This is a genomic window from Spirosoma liriopis (assembly GCF_023196085.1).
GTDB classification, from domain to species: Bacteria; Bacteroidota; Bacteroidia; order Cytophagales; family Spirosomataceae; genus Spirosoma; species Spirosoma oryzicola.
Genome location: NZ_JALPRF010000008.1, coordinates 32,928 through 48,895, shown reverse-complemented (window position 1 = coordinate 48,895; position 15,968 = coordinate 32,928). Strand labels below are relative to the sequence as shown.

Below are 15,968 nucleotides of genomic sequence, written 5' to 3'. Positions count from 1 at the left end.
CTTCTAACGATTAATAACCCGGATTCTGCGGAAATGAAGGTCCCTCGACAACGCGGTCGATCTGCGTTTGGGGGATAGGCCGGAGCATGTGAAAATCCTGAACATAAGGAGCTGCTTCCGGATTCCACGCTTTCACGCGACGAACCAGCGAACGGGTACGAACCAGATCATGCCACCGTTGCCACTCGCCAAACAGTTCGCGGGTACGCTCATCCAGGATAAAATCGACGGTTACATCGTTTGCCGTGATGGTCATGGCCGTTGCTGCGGCTGCATTCTGAGCCGCCGTAGCCGTTTTTCGGTAAGCAGCCCGTTGTCTGACCGTATTTAGCAGGGAAGCTGCTTTGGTCGGGTCACCAGCTTTCAGGTAAGCCTCAGCACCCGTCAGGTACACATCGGCAAAGCGATACAGCACACAGGGGCGGGTCGAGGGATCGTTGAAGTTTGCCCCCCGGCTAGGATCCATGAACTTCTTCAACGCGGGGAAAATCCCGTTATCCCATAAGCTAGGCGGCACTACGATTCCTTTGAATGGTCTTGTACCAACAAATTGGGGCGCACCTTCCACTTCGTAATCGGGTAACCAAATAGCCGTATCCGCTCCCACTACGGTTGTGTAGCTGATCCCGCGTTTGTTGTTGGCTGCCGTAGCCGTATTCGTGACAGCCGTATTTGAAATATAAACCGTATAAAACGAATTAATAAACCGCGAATCGACATCCCGCTTGGTAAATGCCTGATCCAGGAAGTAGTTTTTGCCCGCATTGGCACCTGATGGCCATTTGTAGCTGTTTGGCCGCATACGGGTGTAAGGACGTCCGTACTGCGAATCTCGGAGCATCAGCGAAGTACCACTGTTTACGTAAGCACCCGCAGCACTTTTAAAGGAATTGATACCGCTGTTATTTGGGTAGTTCCAGTTCGTAAACCAGGGCGATAGGTTCTGGGCCGCACCGCCACCGGCTGCTGCACCCACGGTATAGTAACCAAATTTTGGATCGAGTACGTGATCGCTGACAAACATGGTTTCTTTTCCGTAATCGTTTGCCGGTACAAACGCATCACCATAATCCTGCCACAGATCGAGGCCGTAGGTGGCTTTGTTGGCAATAATGTCCGCACAAATGCTGGCCGCCTGCGTAAAATCAGTAGCCGTATTGTTCAGCCAGCCACGAGTCAGATACGCCTTAGCCAGCAGTAGCTGCGCGACGGGCTTGGTAGCAGCTTTTCCGAGGAACGGGGCCGTCGGTGTGTTGGGCAGATCGGCAGCCGCTTCGGTCAGGTCTTTAATTATCAGCTCATACACCTGAGCGGCTGGTTGGCGGGAAGCAGCCTGCGAAGGCGTTGTGATGAACTCCGTACTCAGTGGTACGTCGCCCCAGGTTTGTACGAGATAAAAATACCAGAACCCCCGCAAAAACTTAGCTTGGGCCAGGTATTGTTTCCGGGTCGCTTCGGGCAAATCAATCGTCTGACCGTATTTGAGTACCCCATTTAGCGTATTGATATCCTGGAACGCAACGCCCCAGGCCGATCCGAAGTTGCTGCTGTTTAGGCCATTGTACGTGTAAGGTGGTACTCCTCCGCTGCTGGCTCCCTGCAAAAACTCGTCGGTGCCCGCCTGCATCTCTACGGTAAACCCTTCGGTTCCCCACTGGCCCCGGATGTCGTTGTAGACACCGGCTATCCCACCCAATACGCCGGATGGACTGTTGAAGTAAGACGGAACAATTTGGGATTGAGGATTCTCCTGTAATATTTTTTCGCAACCCGTGCTCAGTATAGCCGTAAGGCCAAGCACGACGCCAACTTTTATTGCTTTCATAGTAGCTGTCAAGGTTAGAATTTAAGATTTACCCCAAGCGTGAATTGCCGTACCGGCGGGTTGTTGAGGTTTACGGCGATCTGACGTTCTGGTGTTCCACGATCGCTGGCTCCCTGCGGGTTCAGCGTCGACTGACCACTCGCATAGCTGTTTCCCTCCGGATCGATGGCAAGCTTCTGGCTGACCAGTGGAGAGTACAGGATCAGTGGGTTCGTTGCATTGAAATAAACACGAGCCGAATTCATCCCAATTTTCCGAATCAACGTACTGCTAAAGGTATAGCCCAGGTTTATGCTTCTGACTTTGATGAACGAACCGTCGTAGTAGCCTAACGTGGAACCAAACCAGGCTACTGCGGCACCAGCATCGGGGGCTGGGAATGCATTGGTTGGGTTTGTTTCCGTCCAGTAATCGGTTTTCACCTGATTCACCCGGCCCTGGTTGTAGAAGGCGAAACCGCCCGAACCTGTCGAGTTACCCGTCAGGTAAGGCACGATTACTTTCATCCCCATGCGGGCAAAGGTTACAATCGACAGATCGAAGTTTTTGAAGCTGAACCGATTGGTTAAACCTCCCTCCCAGGAGGGCTGGAAATTACCGAGAATCTGGCGATCAGAAGCATCGATTTTACCATCGCCGTTAAGATCCTCTACTCTGATCTGGCCGGGAAACTGAGTTGGTGACGTTTGTTTGGCCAGCGTTCCGTTTTCCTTGTCTGATGTCTGCCAGATACCGATTTTTTTGTAATCGTAGATGACCGAAAGCGGTTGTCCAACAAACCATCCCGCTCCGAGATTCGCCTGTTCGGCTGGTGTCGTGAGCTGCGTAATTTTTTCGCGGTTAAAGAAATACGTCAGATCCGCGCTCCAGTTGAATCCTTTCGGGTTTCGGAAAATATCGAACGTCAGCGCTGTCTCCAGCCCTTTGCCTTCCGTCCGGCCCAGATTTTTCAGCGTCGAACCAGCACCATTGCTAGGTGGCAGCGGTACGGACAAAAGGATGTCTTTCGTCTGTTGGTGATACCAGTCGACCGAACCCGTAATCCGGTTATCCAGGAAACCGAAGTCAATCCCTAAATCAACCTGTGAGGTCGACTGCCAGCCCAGACCCGTTGCCGGTAAGCTTGTAACCGTGTACGCTAGTTGCTGACCGGCGGTTCCGGTACCGAAGTTGTAATAACCCGCCGATAGCGCACCCAATGTCGCGTATGCTCCTACGTTCCGGTTACCCGATAAACCCCAGCTACCCCGTAATTTCAGGTTTGAGATAGCCGGTACACTTTTCATGAAGTTTTCTTCAATTACGTTCCAGCCTGCGCCAATAGCGGGGTAGTTGAAGTATTGGTTACCGGGCGACAATGTAGAAGATCCGTCACGTCTCAGCGTCAGCGTCAACAGGTAGCGGTCGTTGTAGCTGTAGTTCACGCGGCCCATGTACGAAAGCAAACCAAGCTCCGAGAACGTATTACCAAAGTCTGAATTGGCGACTGGTGTGCCGGAAGCCAGCGAGAAGTTAGATGTTTTGATGTAATCAGCTGGAACCCCCGTAATCGTAAATCGGCTACCTAGTGTATGGTTTTTGGTGATTTCGTACAGCCCGGTAACCCCGAATTTATGCTTGCCAATCGTCTTGTCATAATACAGCAAGTGCTGGAGGTTGATGTCCCAGTATTCGGTGTTGTTGATCTCGGCCGTAGACGACGACTGAACTGTCGCGTTATTGAAATAAGTTAGCGGTCCACCGTAGCCATTGTAGTTCGACTGGCTGAAATTCAACCCGGCGTTCATCCGGTACCGCAATCCCGGCAGGATGTTTACTTCCGCGTACAGGCTATTGAAGGTCCGCAGTGAACGAGTACGACCCAGGTACGAATCTTTTTTGGTGATAATCGTCAACGGGCTAATTGAAGCCGCATCGATAGAGCCTTCCGCAGGGAACAAGTTTACCGTACCGTCAGCATTATAAGGCGCTGCCAATGGCGTTATCCGAACCAAACCACCCGGAATGCCACTACCACCCGGTGTGTTCGTATAAGTTAGGGTATTCAGCGTGTTCAAGCCAACCTTGATCCGCTTACCGATACGTTGGTCGATTGTCGCCCGAATGGTGTAGCGTTCAAACTTCTGACTTGGAATAATACCTGTCTCGTTGAAATAACCCAGGCCCAACGAATACTGCGTATTTTCAACGCCACCCGCCAGACTCAACTGATGGTTTGTGTTAAAACCCGGTTTGTAGAGCAGATCCTGCCAGTCGGTAGAGATACCAGCCGCCAGCGCGTCCTTTTCTTTTTGCGTCAGTGGATAAGCCGTCGTACCGGGGCTGGTGCGGTTGTATTTAGCCGCATCATCTTTAAACTGAGCGTACTCCGGACCGTTCATCACGTTGAACTTACCCATTGCGGTAGTTACTCCGTGATAGCCATCGTAACTAAATACCGGCTTACCGATTTTACCCCGCTTAGTTGTAATCAGGATAACCCCGCCCGATCCGCGCGATCCGTAAATAGCGGTAGCCGACGCATCTTTCAGGATTTCCAGACTCGCAATATCATCCGGGTTGATGTCGTTCAGACCACCGTACGGAATCCCGTCAACAACTACCAACGGACCATCCAGGCCATCGCTACCCTGCTGGTTAGTCGTCAGCGTCCGGTTACCCCGAATCCGAATCTGTCCCTGCGAACCAGGCGTAGAACTATTACTGACGATGGTTACCCCCGCTGCCCGACCTTTCAGCTGGTTGACCAAGTTAGGCGCTGGTACTTCTTTCAGGGTTGTTTCGTTGACCGAAACGACCGAACCTGTAACATCGCGCTTGCGCTGCGTGCCGTAGCCGACAACCACTACTTCATTGAGTGTCTTATCGTCGTTTACCAGCGTAACATTAACCGTCGATTGCGAACCAACAGTTACTTCCTGAGTAGCGTAGCCAATGAAAGAGAAAACCAGTACAGCGTTCCGATCAGGAACACTAATCCGGTATGTACCGTTTCCGTCGGTGGTCGTCCCGCGCTGGGTCGACTTTATCTGAATATTGACACCGGGTAAACCTTCGCCATTTTCTCCGATGACCCGGCCCGCTACCTGGATATCTTGGGCTTGGTCTGAGTCGATCATACCGGAGGTCTTATCCTGTTGCGTGTTCACAGGCATCGACTCTCTTTTTATCACAATCTGTTGACCAACCACTTCATAGCTTAAACTGAGGGGCGTCAGGATATGATCCAACACCAGCGATAGCTGCTCATTTTTTGCCTGGTAGTTGATTTTTCGCTTCGATTGAATGATTTCCCGGCTAAACAAGAATTGCACTTTCGCCTGTCTTTCAATTCGTCTGATCGTTACTTCGATATCCTCATTTTGAGCAGATAGACTGACCCGCCGGCTTAGAAATTCTTGGGCCTTGGCATCAAGAGCAAGGCTTATGTTGGCCAGGGAAAGTGCAAGTAAGAGTTGCAGGCTCGAAATTTTCATAATCCTGATCCAAACATTGCGACTGATGAAACGGTAATGCATACATTTATGCGTTTTTGTTGTTTTTGGAAGAAATGACAAAAAACCAAGTCCGTCTTCTGATTGAAGAGGTAATGTGTGTATCAGACACATTTGCGGACATTTGAGCGATAGTGTTGGAAGCACTATCGCTTTTTTTGTTAAAAAAGGATAGTTTTCAGACCATAGAATGCCAGATTGATTAAGGGTTTAGAAAGGAATTAATGACAACCGTTACTGTGAATGAAGACCTGACCGTCAACGACTTCGAATGTCGACTCAATTGTTAGACAGATTAGTCGAATTTTTTCCAGAAAAGGAGCGTCGTTGAGTTGACCGGTAAATGTGCATTTAGCAAGCACATGCCGATCATACCGTATCGGCATGTTGTAGCTGGATTCCAGTTGCGCAAAAATGTCAGCCACGGGAGCAAACTCGAATGTAAATTCCTGATTGATGATACCGGGCGAATTTTCTTTCGCTGGAATGATGTCTTGCTTGACCAGTTTATCGGTTTTGGTTTCCAAACTGAGCTGTTCATTCTTTGTCAGCAGTACCGTTTGGTCAGGCGATTCGACTGGCGTAACCGAGACTTTACCTGTCTTTACTTTTACGTAGGTACCTTTCTCCTTTTCAAAAGCACGCACTTGAAAGCTGGTTCCCAGCACCTTAGTAGTCAGGTTTGCCGTATAAACAACGAAAGGTTTGGCGGGATTTTTGGTGACCTCAAAGAATCCTTCTCCCTGAAGGTATACTTCGCGCACCGTTTGCTTACCTTGTTTAGCGTAACGTAGCTGACTACCCGACGACAGCAGTACGGAAGAGTTATCCGGCAGCAACACGACGAGGGGCAATCCCGTTGTATTCTTTACAATTTGCCAGCTACTCTTTTCGGCTAGCGGCTCTGCCTGTTTCTCAATTCCCATCACAGAACCGATCCCAGAATTACCCGTTTGCCACCAGATTATTGCGATAACCACTGCGGCTGCGGCAGCCCATCGTCCCCAATGCCAGGTCAACAAAGGTTTTACCTGGGCAGTCGGCGGAACAAGTTGACCTAGAATTTTCTTTCTGGCTTCGTGTACGTGCTGATCCGAAAGCGCAATCTTTTTTCCCTGAAGTACCAGCATCGTAGCCACCGCCTGCTCATACAGATCCCTTTTCTCCGGATGTTGGCTTAACCAATGTTGCCAATACACCCTGTCTTCGGAGCGCTGTTCCCGAATCCACATCCGAAAGGCGTCGTTTTCGAGGAAGTCATCAACAGTTGTAGGATCGCTGGGTAAGCTTTGCATTGGTACTTTTCTACTATATTTATTGATAGTATGAAGTTCTACCTCCGCTATACCCTTCTCAATGAAAATTTTTTTACAAAAAAGTACAAATAGTCAGAAATAGGTGAACGAGCCATCGGTTACGTAGCTTGCTCAGGGCTTTTTGCAGAAAGTTGGAGACGGATTGACGATTGACATTCATCACCTCGGCAATCTCAGGTATGGAAAGATCTTCGTAATAGCGCAGGTACAAGGCTTCCCGTTCGCGAGCTGGTAGCGTAGCCATCTGTTCCTGTATCGTTCTGGTCAAACCGACCAACGTTTCCTGGCGAATCATCAGGGTTTCTGTGTCTGTATCCTCGGCAAGTGACAGCTCCCAATCCAATTCCTCGCACTGCAATCGTTTCTGCAACCGTAGGTGGTATAGTATATGATGCCGAATTGACTTTAACAAATAGTGTTTTACAGAATCTGTTTCATTAATCTGTAAGCGATTTTGCCATAGCTGTAAGTATAATTCCTGAATACAATCGTCAACGATAGCTTCATCGACCATGAATTTTAAGCCATAGTGTTTCAGCATGCGATAATACCGTTCGGCCAACTGGCCTAATGCCTGCCTATCGCCCGCCCGAAATAACTGCCACAACACTTGGTCTTCAAAAGCCATAAACTCTAGGGATATACACGTAGGGCTAAATAAAAAAAAATATAAATATGCGCAAAATTGTACAAATAATAAGTTTATCCAGCAAACTAACAAACCGATCTTCCTGTCAAAACCCAATTTATTTTCGCATGTCACACGCTCACACAGAATTAAGCAAGACACAAAGCGACGATTTTATTTTTATTACCAACCTGTAACTTATAAACAGTAGTAATCACGCGCTGCTTTTACGAAGCTGTCGCTGTCACCGTTCTAATCTGAGTAAAATTATGGGTTGCTTTTTCGATTGGTAATTGCCCATGCTCTAGCGCATCAAAGGCCACTATTTGCTCGTGTTTTCTACCATTCATATTCTCACTTACTACATCGTTCACGGCAATACAGAATACCGAGTTTTTAAAGTCTACCAATATCCCTTTTTCGGCTAGTCGCTTATCTATCCCAACTACTTGCAGGATTGACCACGGATCTGGCTATGTCCTATCACTATATTCTGGCCCACCTAATCGCCAAGGAAAACTGGCTATACTTGGGTATATCCTGTAACATAAATAGGTATTATTCTCTACAATTCATCTAAGTAGTTGATAGAAGGGCAATCAGATTCTCTCCTAGAACATAGGATGTGGTATAAGGATTAATGCGTCGATTTAGCATGGTACGGTATTTACGCCATTAAAGCGTATTGTCTTACCATTCATTTCGCACAACGTTAGCCCATAATTAAAAGATGGTTAAATTATCACAAGAACCGACTACTCGACAGCCTAGCTCAACAAGCCTACGAGCGCTGGACACCGCAAATTTCTTCCTGGCCGATGTTCGGGACGGGTTAGGCCCTTATCTGGCCATATACCTGTTGACAACCCTGCATTGGCACGCGCAGGACATTGGTATTGCCATGTCGGTGATGGGTATTGCCACCGTTGTTGCCCAGACACCAGCGGGTGCGCTGGTCGACCGAACCAAACGGAAACGCGTCTATTCCATTATTGCTTCGCTGCTCATTGCCTTTGCCGCCATTATTACGATTACTATGCCGACTTATCCGGTGATCATGGGAGGTCAGGCCATTATGGGTGTAGCAGCCGCCTGGTTCACCCCGGCTGTTGCCGCCATTACACTCGGTTTGGTTGGTCCCAAAGCGTTGGATAAACGCGTTGGGCGGAATGAAACGTTTAATCACGCGGGGAATGTTTTTGCTGCCCTGCTAGCGGGATTACTGGGTTATTATGTGAGCACACAAGGAATTTTTCTTTTGCTGGCAGCCATGTCCGTCATGAGTAGTCTGTCGGTTTGGCGCATCCGGGAAAAAGACATTGATCATCAACTGGCCCGTGGATGTACGGAGGAAGAGGAACAGGCCAACGATGATAAACCCTCGGGCTGGCAGGCGCTCCTTGGCAACCGGTCGATCCTCTTTTTTGCCCTGGCCTGCGTGCTATTCCATTTTGCCAATGCGGCCATGCTTCCTCTGCTCGGTCAGCGATTAGCCCAAGGAATTGATGCTGGCGCTTCATCGGCCTATATGTCGGCCTGCATTATTGTTGCTCAGCTCGTTATGATTCCTGTCAGTTATATGACGGGTAAACTGGCACCCCAGGGACGCAAGCGTTTATTGCTCATCGCCTTTGCCGTCTTGCCCATTCGCGGACTGCTTTACACGCTGACGGGCGACCCGATGTTGCTAGTGGCTATTCAGATTCTGGATGGCGTTGGTGCCGGAATTTTTGGGGTATTGTCCATTCTAATTGTCTCAGACCTGACACGCGGTTCGGGCCTGTTCAACACAACGCAGGGAGCTATTGCCACAGCTGTTGGGTTAGGCGCTTCACTTAGCAACGCCTTTGCGGGAGCCTTGCTACAACGCACAAACTACAACTTCGCTTTTCTAACCTTAGCCGGTCTGGCCCTTGTCGCGCTGGCGGTATTATGGTTTTTCGTTCCCGAAACGAGTGATCAGAAAAACTGATTTTTCTTCGGAACGAACAAGCATTTCTTTTTCAACAACTGAATTGATTCGATGATCAACCGTAAATTTTACCACAGTGCCTGTTGCCTGACAGGTTTGTTTTTTGCCACAACACTTACTAGCTGTCTGACTTCCCGGCAGACCGCATCCACCTTAACCAAAGTAGCTAGCGACAATTGCGCGATTGATTCAAGCGGTACGTCGGGCTACGTGTTTCACCCCGTTGACTTACAGCCTAACTCAGCGGAGGACTCCCTGCTGCGGCATCGCTACGGCGAACGAGGGCTCCGGATGGCGCAGGCGGTTGGACTCACCCCGCTGCTGGTACGCACAACGATTTTAGAACAACAGAACTCGGATCAGTCAGCGTCGAACGAGTATTTGGCGCTACGGCAAAAACTAACCGATCAGCTTCAACTCGCTAGCTTCGACATTGCCACGGCGGTTGCTTTGGTCGACTGCGATAGTAAACGGGCTACGCTGACGGCCACCTTACTAACCCGGCAGGAAAGTAGCCGGGAAAAACGGATGACCATTAGTGCCATTACGACCGGTGCCCTAACGGCGTTGACAGTTGGTTTGCTCAAATTAAGGGATAAAGATGATGCCGGTGAGTGGGCTGGTATTGGTGGGGGGTTGGCGGAAGCGAGCTTGGGCATTACGTCTTTGCTGCAAAAACCGCTTAAAGCCGACTACCGTCACTTGAATAATCCGCTACGTGATATATGGACTCATCCGGTAAAATCGACCGTTTATCCGCCCCTGATCTGGTATTATCTGAACAAGCCTAAATCAGCTGGTAACCCCTCGCCTATGGACGGACTGCGAAGCCGCTGGGACATTCTGGTTTCCCTTGATGTGGATGCAAAGCGAACGCAGAAGCGCCATCGTCAAGAAGTTGATTATTTTGGCGAGGGTGATTTTTATACGGCCCACGACCTGACTATTCGCTCGACAATGCTGGGGCAATTGGCTACTGAACTTCAGTTGATGAATAATGACCTGACTATTCTACTGAACGAGATCGTTCGTACGCCCAAAAAACGGTAGTCTATCTGCCGGATTCGCTTCACTGTTGAATCGACGTTAACGGAAGCAATATCCTGTACCAGCACATCAGAAGCCAACTTGTTCACCGCCGGGTGCTGGCTTATGGTGTGCTGGTCGAATGAAACGTTAGGCAAAAGCACTACTTTTTTAGTCTTGAGTTAACTGTGCCAGTAGCGTCATAAGCTGAATTGCTATACCCGGTGTCCGCCGACCTAAACCACACGAACAGGCTACGTCAACCGTTTGTCCGTAGGCTGCTTCGACAGCGCTGAGTATTTGCCTGTTTTCAGCCAGTGTACGCTTTTCATGAACGAATCCGGCTACAAAACGAGTGCCCTGTGGCAAGGTAATGTCTTTTAGCGGAGCATAATAGTTCGCATCAACCGAGGGAGGAATTTGTCCTTCGGCAAATGGGTAATGAACATAAGTAAGTGTATGCTGGGTAGGCCATTTCTGGACGAGCTGATTCGAGAAGGCAACCATTTTATGTAGCGTCTTGGGGTGTACCAGCGCTTCATTGTGAAAATCGCCCAGGCACAGGTGAATGCCAATCTGAGCACCTGGATTAATCTTTTTCAACAAATCCTGGATCGGCAACAGCGCCAGGCTCATCAGCGGTGTGGGCAGTTTATAAGCAGCGTATAACTCGGGGGGAACTTCCATTTGAATGACAACGTCGTGGCCCGCTTCGAGCAATATCGCGTTGATTTCCCGTGCAATGACGGTGTTGAATGCATAGGTATAGCGTAACCAGGTAATGGGACTGGCAAATACAAATCCCATCGCAAAACCGGTTGGTACACCTACCTGAAATTTCAGATGGGGCAGATTATGCTGTTTTCTTAGCTGGCTAAAAATCGGGTAATTGAGCCGAAAAAAGTCGTCGTAACCCAGTCGAACGTGCTGGGGCATTTGAGCAGGCGAGTGCAAGGGCTTAAGCTTTTGAAAGCTATTGTAATCGACAGCCATACCGTCCGTTCCCCGAATGGGTTCTTTTGTCAGTCGCCAGCTGCTTTTATCCTGCGTCAGTTTCTCAAGGGCGTATACGACCCAGGCGATGCGGTTTCCTTTGGGAAATTCGGGTGTTTTCTCGCCAACCTCGCCGTCTGGCAGGCAAAATAGTACAAGACCTAGTAGGTCGAAGGCCCGTTTCATGCATTCTTCGTCACTAGCAAAGGGCAGGCTTCCAATGAGCAGGGCAGCGCGCTTCGCTGATGAAGTAACCGGGGAATATTCCAATTGAGAGGAGGCTGTCGATGACATACGAGCTAGGGTTAAACTGATAGAAAAAATCGTTTACATATCGGTAATCGGCAAACGATTCTAGGGCGAAGGCAAAGTTGACGAATAGCCCCTTGTCGGACTATCGTAAATCGCCCAATTTATATTCTCCCTGTATCAGCGCAGGTGTTTACGCTCTAAATCGAAGCAGGTCATCATCCCGGAGGTTTTGAAAGGACGGACTAGGGTTTGATGGGGCTGGCTTGTTGGGCAAACTGCCGGGGTGTCATTTGATACTGTTCACGAAAAACTTTGCCAAAATGCGAGGCCGTTTCAAAGCCCACCCGCCAGGCGGTTTCTGCGACACCAAGCCCTTGTTGCAATAACTCTGTGGCACGTTTCAGCCGGTAGAGCCGAATGACGTCGGCGGGGGACAGACCGGTCAACGCCTTAATCTTTCGGTACAGACTCATCCGACTCATGCCAACCTGCACGGACAGTTGCTCGATACTAAAAGCCGAATCCTCTAAATGCGTGTCAAGTATTTTATACAACCGCGTTAAGAATGGGTCAATCTCGATGGCTGGCTGGTCAGATATAGGTCCAGTAGTGGGCTGGCTTAACTCTGTCTGTACCCGAACACGAAGTCGACGCTGGGTGTCGAGCTGGTTGCGAACCCGGAGCTGCAATTCGGCCACGTGGAACGGTTTCGTGAGGTAGTCGTCAGCGCCCAGCGTTAGCCCCTCCAATCGGTCTTCCCGTGTTGATTTGGCTGTGAGCAGAATAACGGGTATGTGACTCGTCTGTACGTTCGTTTTCAACGCCCGGCACAGTGCGTAGCCATCCATGATCGGCATCAATACATCAGACAAGACCAGATCCGGCTGCTCGGTAAGGGCCAGTTCAAGCCCCGCCTGTCCGTTCGCGCAATGAAAAATTCGGTAATCACTGGACAAACTTTGGCGGATAAATTGAGTCAGATCGGCATTGTCTTCGACCAGCAGCAGGAGTGGTTGGTTGGCGGAGGTTGGTGGTTCTACATCTGTATATTCGCCAATTGTTGGCGACTTCGGCATCGTCTCGTCTGGCCGGTCGGCGGAACGGTAAGGCAACCGAATCGTAAAGGAAGTTCCTTGCCCAACCTCGCTATCGACCTGGATAGAACCGTTCTGTAAACTGACCAGCTCACTGACCAACGCTAACCCAATACCCGTTCCGGAATGCGAACGGGTGGAGGTCTGGTCTGCCTGATAAAATCGGTCAAATATATGCGGAAGCTTATGCGCAGGAATACCCGATCCCGTATCGAAAACGGTCAGTTCAATACCCTGTTCAGCGCCTTTTAGCTGGACCGTAACCTCTCCCCTATCCGTAAATTTAATCGCGTTACCGAGCAAATTGTACAGGATCCGCTCCAGCTTATCAGCGTCGAACCAGTAAGTCGTTGCCAGTCCAGTCATCTGCACCGTTAGCCTAATCGCTTTCTCGTCGGCCAGCGCCTTGAACTGTTGGGCAATCTGCTCTACGAAGGGACCTAAATCACTGCGAACCGCTACTACCGGTAAGGCACCGGCTTCCAGCTTTGACAAATCAAGCAACTGGTTGACGAGACCCAATAACTGGTTGGCATTCCGATCAATGGTCGCCAGTTGAGCCTGATCGTCCGGGCCGTGCCACCGTTGAGATAGCCGTTCGGCAGGCCCCAGAATCAACGTCAACGGGGTGCGAAACTCATGCGTTATGTTAGCGAAAAAATTGGATTTAAGCTCGTTGACAGCCTTTAGTTGTTCGGCCTCCTGCTGTTTGAGCGCTATCTCGCGCCGTTGCAAGGCTAGTGACTGCTGCAAGCGGAGCCGATTTCCGTACACACGTATACTCGCAATGCCTAGCCCTAGCGCTGTCAGTCCGTAGAGTAGATAAGCCCACCAAGTTTGCCAGAGGGGAGGTTGAATTCGAATAGCTAGTCGTCGCTCCTGCGGGCTCCATTGACCAGACGTATTGGTTGCAGTCAGGACGAGCACATAGTCGTCGGGGGGTAAGTTGGTGTAAGTCGCTACCGGACGATCCGTTTCTTTCCAGCTTGTTTCCAACCCTTCCAGCCGGTAGCGATACCGATTTTTGCCGAGTCGATTGTATTGCAGCGCGGCAAATTCAGCGGTGATAAAGTTCTGATCGTACGGCAACGTCAGTCGGCTGAGGGTCTGAATGGGTAAGGAATACAGCCGGTTGCCGGACAGCGGCTGATTATTGATGTATAAGCTGGTGAGTTCAACCGACGGCTTAAACGTATCGTTGCTTACCTGATGGGGATAAAAGGCGGTGATACCTTCCAGGCCACCCATGATAATCCGGTCGTTGGGCAGGTGCAGCCAGTGGAAGCGGTTGAACTCATCGGCCAGCAAGCCATCGGCGCGGGTAAAGGTTTTGGTAGCTAACGTCCGGCGGTCGAGTCGGCAGATTCCTTTGTTGGTGCCCATCCACAGATACCCCCGATGGTCGGGAATCGCCGAGTAAATGACATTGTTGGGCAGGCCATCCTGCTGACCGATCCGTTGGCAGGTACCCGACCGTTTATCGAACAAACACAGACCACTGCCGAACGTGCCGATCCAGAGTCGGCTAGGGTCTTGCGGATCTTCGCTCAGGCAAAACAGCGCATTGCTGCTCAGCGAGCGCGCATTGCGGGGTTGGTTGGCATATTGGGTCATTTTTCCGGTTTTGCGGTCGAGCCGCCACAAGCCAGCCTCTTTCGTCGCCAGCCACAGCGCCTGCTCGTCGACTACAAACGACAGGACATGGAAAGTCGGTTTGACGGGAATCCGGTAGGGCTGGGTTACCCATTTTTGCTGTTCCTCATCAAACGTCCAAACGAAATGTCGGTATGTAGCCCAGACCTGATTGGTCGGATCGGTAGCCAGCGGACACGGAATAGCATCGATATTATCGCCCTCGTAGAACGAAACGGGAAGCGGAAATTTTCGGCTTTGCTTAGCCCGTAAATCAATCCGGTATACATCAGAACTAGCTATGTTACACCATAGATAGCGGTTTTGAGCGATCGTGTAGCGAAAGTTGTAGCTGTTCAAGCCCCGTAAATCCGCGGGTGTGGGTAGTTGATCGGCGGGTACGTCGAGCCAATGCGTACTTAGCACATCGTTGTAAAAGTTGACAGCATAAGGCTCCGCCCGAAAAGCAGCCGCTCGCAGATCATATTTACGAATACCGGCCCCGTTGGTACCGACCCACAACACCTGCGAGCGGTCGACAAACAAACTGGCGCACTGGTCAGTAATATGGTTCCGCTGATCGACTATCACCGGGCCTTGCTGATCCGTAAAGCGGTACAGAACGTTGTTCTGATTGAAGTACATCGTTCCGTGGGCATCCATCGTCGTCAGGCAGTCCCACCACTCGGGGTTGTAAATAGGCAAAGGATAAGCCTTGACCTGACCGGTGGTTGGATTAAGCCGTCCCACAAACCGTTGCGATACGGTCAGAATCTCTCCGTTGGGACGCAGTTGAAAGCCACACAGCTGATTATCCGGTAGCGAGTTGGGCTGGTTTACCTGGTGGACATAATGGGTAAACGATTCGGTTTTTTCGTCGAATCGCTCCAAACCGCCCCGCGTGGCCACCCAGATCGTACCATTAGCCGCTTCGCCAATCTGCATGATGCTGTCACTCCGCAGAGACCGTGGCTGGTCTGGCTGGTGTTTAAAAAAGCGCGTTCGTTTTGAACGCAAATCAAAGCATACGATGCCTTCAGCCTGAAACCCAACCCAAAGCCGCTCCCGACGATCAACATAAAAGCGATAAAGCCATCGAGAACCGATCGCTTTTCGATAGAAGGCACTTCTGGAAAAATTCGTAAACGTTTCCCGTTTTGGGTCAAAAATGTCGATATCTCCTCGCTCGGATGTGATCCATAGACGCCCCCGATAATCCAGAAACAAATCTTCCAGGCCCGTAAAGGAGATCGACGGATGTCCGTCGGGATCAGGCTGAAACACCCGGAAATGTTGTCCATCGTAGCGACAAAGGCCGTCTCGGGTAGCGACCCAAATAAACCCCGTCTGATCCTGCACAACGGAAGGAACAAACGATTGGGGTAACCCCTGCCGATCGGTGATCAGTTCGGGTTGCGGGAGTTTCTGGGCGTGGGAAAACGATAACCCGAATAGACCAATCAGCCAGCATAGTAGGCCCGTTTGTTTAGATAGTCTAAAAGAAGTGACAAAACAAAGTAGGCTCATCGACTAGCTGGATAGGATCACGAAAAGTAAAAATTTTTCATGATCCTATCAACATGAAAACAGGGGAGGGGACAACTTCACCAACAGACTAGTTTTTAGCCTAAAAACGCCGTACGCAACCCTGGCTTTTACAATCTGGATAGTCTTTGGGCGATTTACGACAGTCGCCTAGTAGGCTTTTGAGAACCTTTGCCCGTCACTAATCCAAG

8 protein-coding genes are annotated in these 15,968 nt (G+C 50.1%); 2 read left to right on the top strand and 6 right to left on the bottom strand.

From position 1 onward, the window contains the following. Positions 1–10 precede the first annotated feature (10 nt). The 4 genes from M0L20_RS26235 to M0L20_RS26220 all read right to left on the bottom strand — a co-directional run bounded on the left by M0L20_RS26235 (position 11) and on the right by M0L20_RS26220 (position 7,263). Entirely contained in the window at positions 11–1,825 is a 1,815-nt protein-coding gene (locus M0L20_RS26235) for a RagB/SusD family nutrient uptake outer membrane protein (RefSeq protein ID WP_248480160.1), read from the bottom strand. Between the two features lie 14 nt (positions 1,826–1,839). Further along, a complete protein-coding gene (locus M0L20_RS26230) occupies positions 1,840–5,301 on the bottom strand; it encodes a TonB-dependent receptor (RefSeq protein ID WP_435531849.1) in 3,462 nt (1,153 codons plus the stop codon). A 239-nt stretch (positions 5,302–5,540) separates the two neighbouring features. After that, entirely contained in the window at positions 5,541–6,614 is a 1,074-nt protein-coding gene (locus M0L20_RS26225) for a FecR family protein (protein WP_248480156.1), read from the bottom strand. Between the two features lie 73 nt (positions 6,615–6,687). After that, the gene (locus M0L20_RS26220; RefSeq protein ID WP_248480154.1) at positions 6,688–7,263 is read right to left on the bottom strand and encodes an RNA polymerase sigma factor; all 576 of its coding nucleotides are present in this window, start codon (positions 7,261–7,263) and stop codon (positions 6,688–6,690) included. A gap of 730 nt (positions 7,264–7,993) precedes the next feature. On the opposite strand from M0L20_RS26220, the gene M0L20_RS26215 reads away from it, so the two are divergent. Together M0L20_RS26215 and M0L20_RS26210 are read left to right on the top strand one after the other, a co-directional pair. Next, positions 7,994–9,235, top strand: a complete 1,242-nt coding sequence (locus M0L20_RS26215; protein ID WP_248480152.1) for an MFS transporter — start codon at positions 7,994–7,996, stop codon at positions 9,233–9,235. Between the two features lie 51 nt (positions 9,236–9,286). Next, positions 9,287–10,285 (top strand): hypothetical protein, encoded by a 999-nt coding sequence (locus M0L20_RS26210; RefSeq protein ID WP_248480150.1) that lies wholly within the window; start codon positions 9,287–9,289, stop codon positions 10,283–10,285. 147 nt (positions 10,286–10,432) lie between these two features. Here the strand turns inward: M0L20_RS26210 and M0L20_RS26205 are convergent, their stop codons facing one another. Together M0L20_RS26205 and M0L20_RS26200 are read right to left on the bottom strand one after the other, a co-directional pair. After that, positions 10,433–11,548: a hypothetical protein gene (locus M0L20_RS26205; protein ID WP_248480148.1), complete on the bottom strand. Its 1,116-nt coding sequence runs from the start codon at positions 11,546–11,548 to the stop codon at positions 10,433–10,435. 200 nt (positions 11,549–11,748) lie between these two features. Next, positions 11,749–15,759, bottom strand: a complete 4,011-nt coding sequence (locus M0L20_RS26200; protein WP_248480146.1) for a hybrid sensor histidine kinase/response regulator transcription factor — start codon at positions 15,757–15,759, stop codon at positions 11,749–11,751. Positions 15,760–15,968 lie beyond the last annotated feature (209 nt).

What these genes read in the sequence shown, in the direction of transcription:
- M0L20_RS26235 (WP_248480160.1), bottom strand. Translation starts at nt 1,825, where the DNA reads ATGAAAGCAATAAAAGTTGGCGTCGTGCTTGGCCTTACGGCTATACTG.
- M0L20_RS26230 (WP_435531849.1), bottom strand. Translation starts at nt 5,301, where the DNA reads ATGAAAATTTCGAGCCTGCAACTCTTACTTGCACTTTCCCTGGCCAAC.
- M0L20_RS26225 (WP_248480156.1), bottom strand. Translation starts at nt 6,614, where the DNA reads ATGCAAAGCTTACCCAGCGATCCTACAACTGTTGATGACTTCCTCGAA.
- M0L20_RS26220 (WP_248480154.1), bottom strand. Translation starts at nt 7,263, where the DNA reads ATGGCTTTTGAAGACCAAGTGTTGTGGCAGTTATTTCGGGCGGGCGAT.
- M0L20_RS26215 (WP_248480152.1), top strand. Translation starts at nt 7,994, where the DNA reads ATGGTTAAATTATCACAAGAACCGACTACTCGACAGCCTAGCTCAACA.
- M0L20_RS26210 (WP_248480150.1), top strand. Translation starts at nt 9,287, where the DNA reads ATGATCAACCGTAAATTTTACCACAGTGCCTGTTGCCTGACAGGTTTG.
- M0L20_RS26205 (WP_248480148.1), bottom strand. Translation starts at nt 11,548, where the DNA reads ATGTCATCGACAGCCTCCTCTCAATTGGAATATTCCCCGGTTACTTCA.
- M0L20_RS26200 (WP_248480146.1), bottom strand. Translation starts at nt 15,759, where the DNA reads ATGAGCCTACTTTGTTTTGTCACTTCTTTTAGACTATCTAAACAAACG.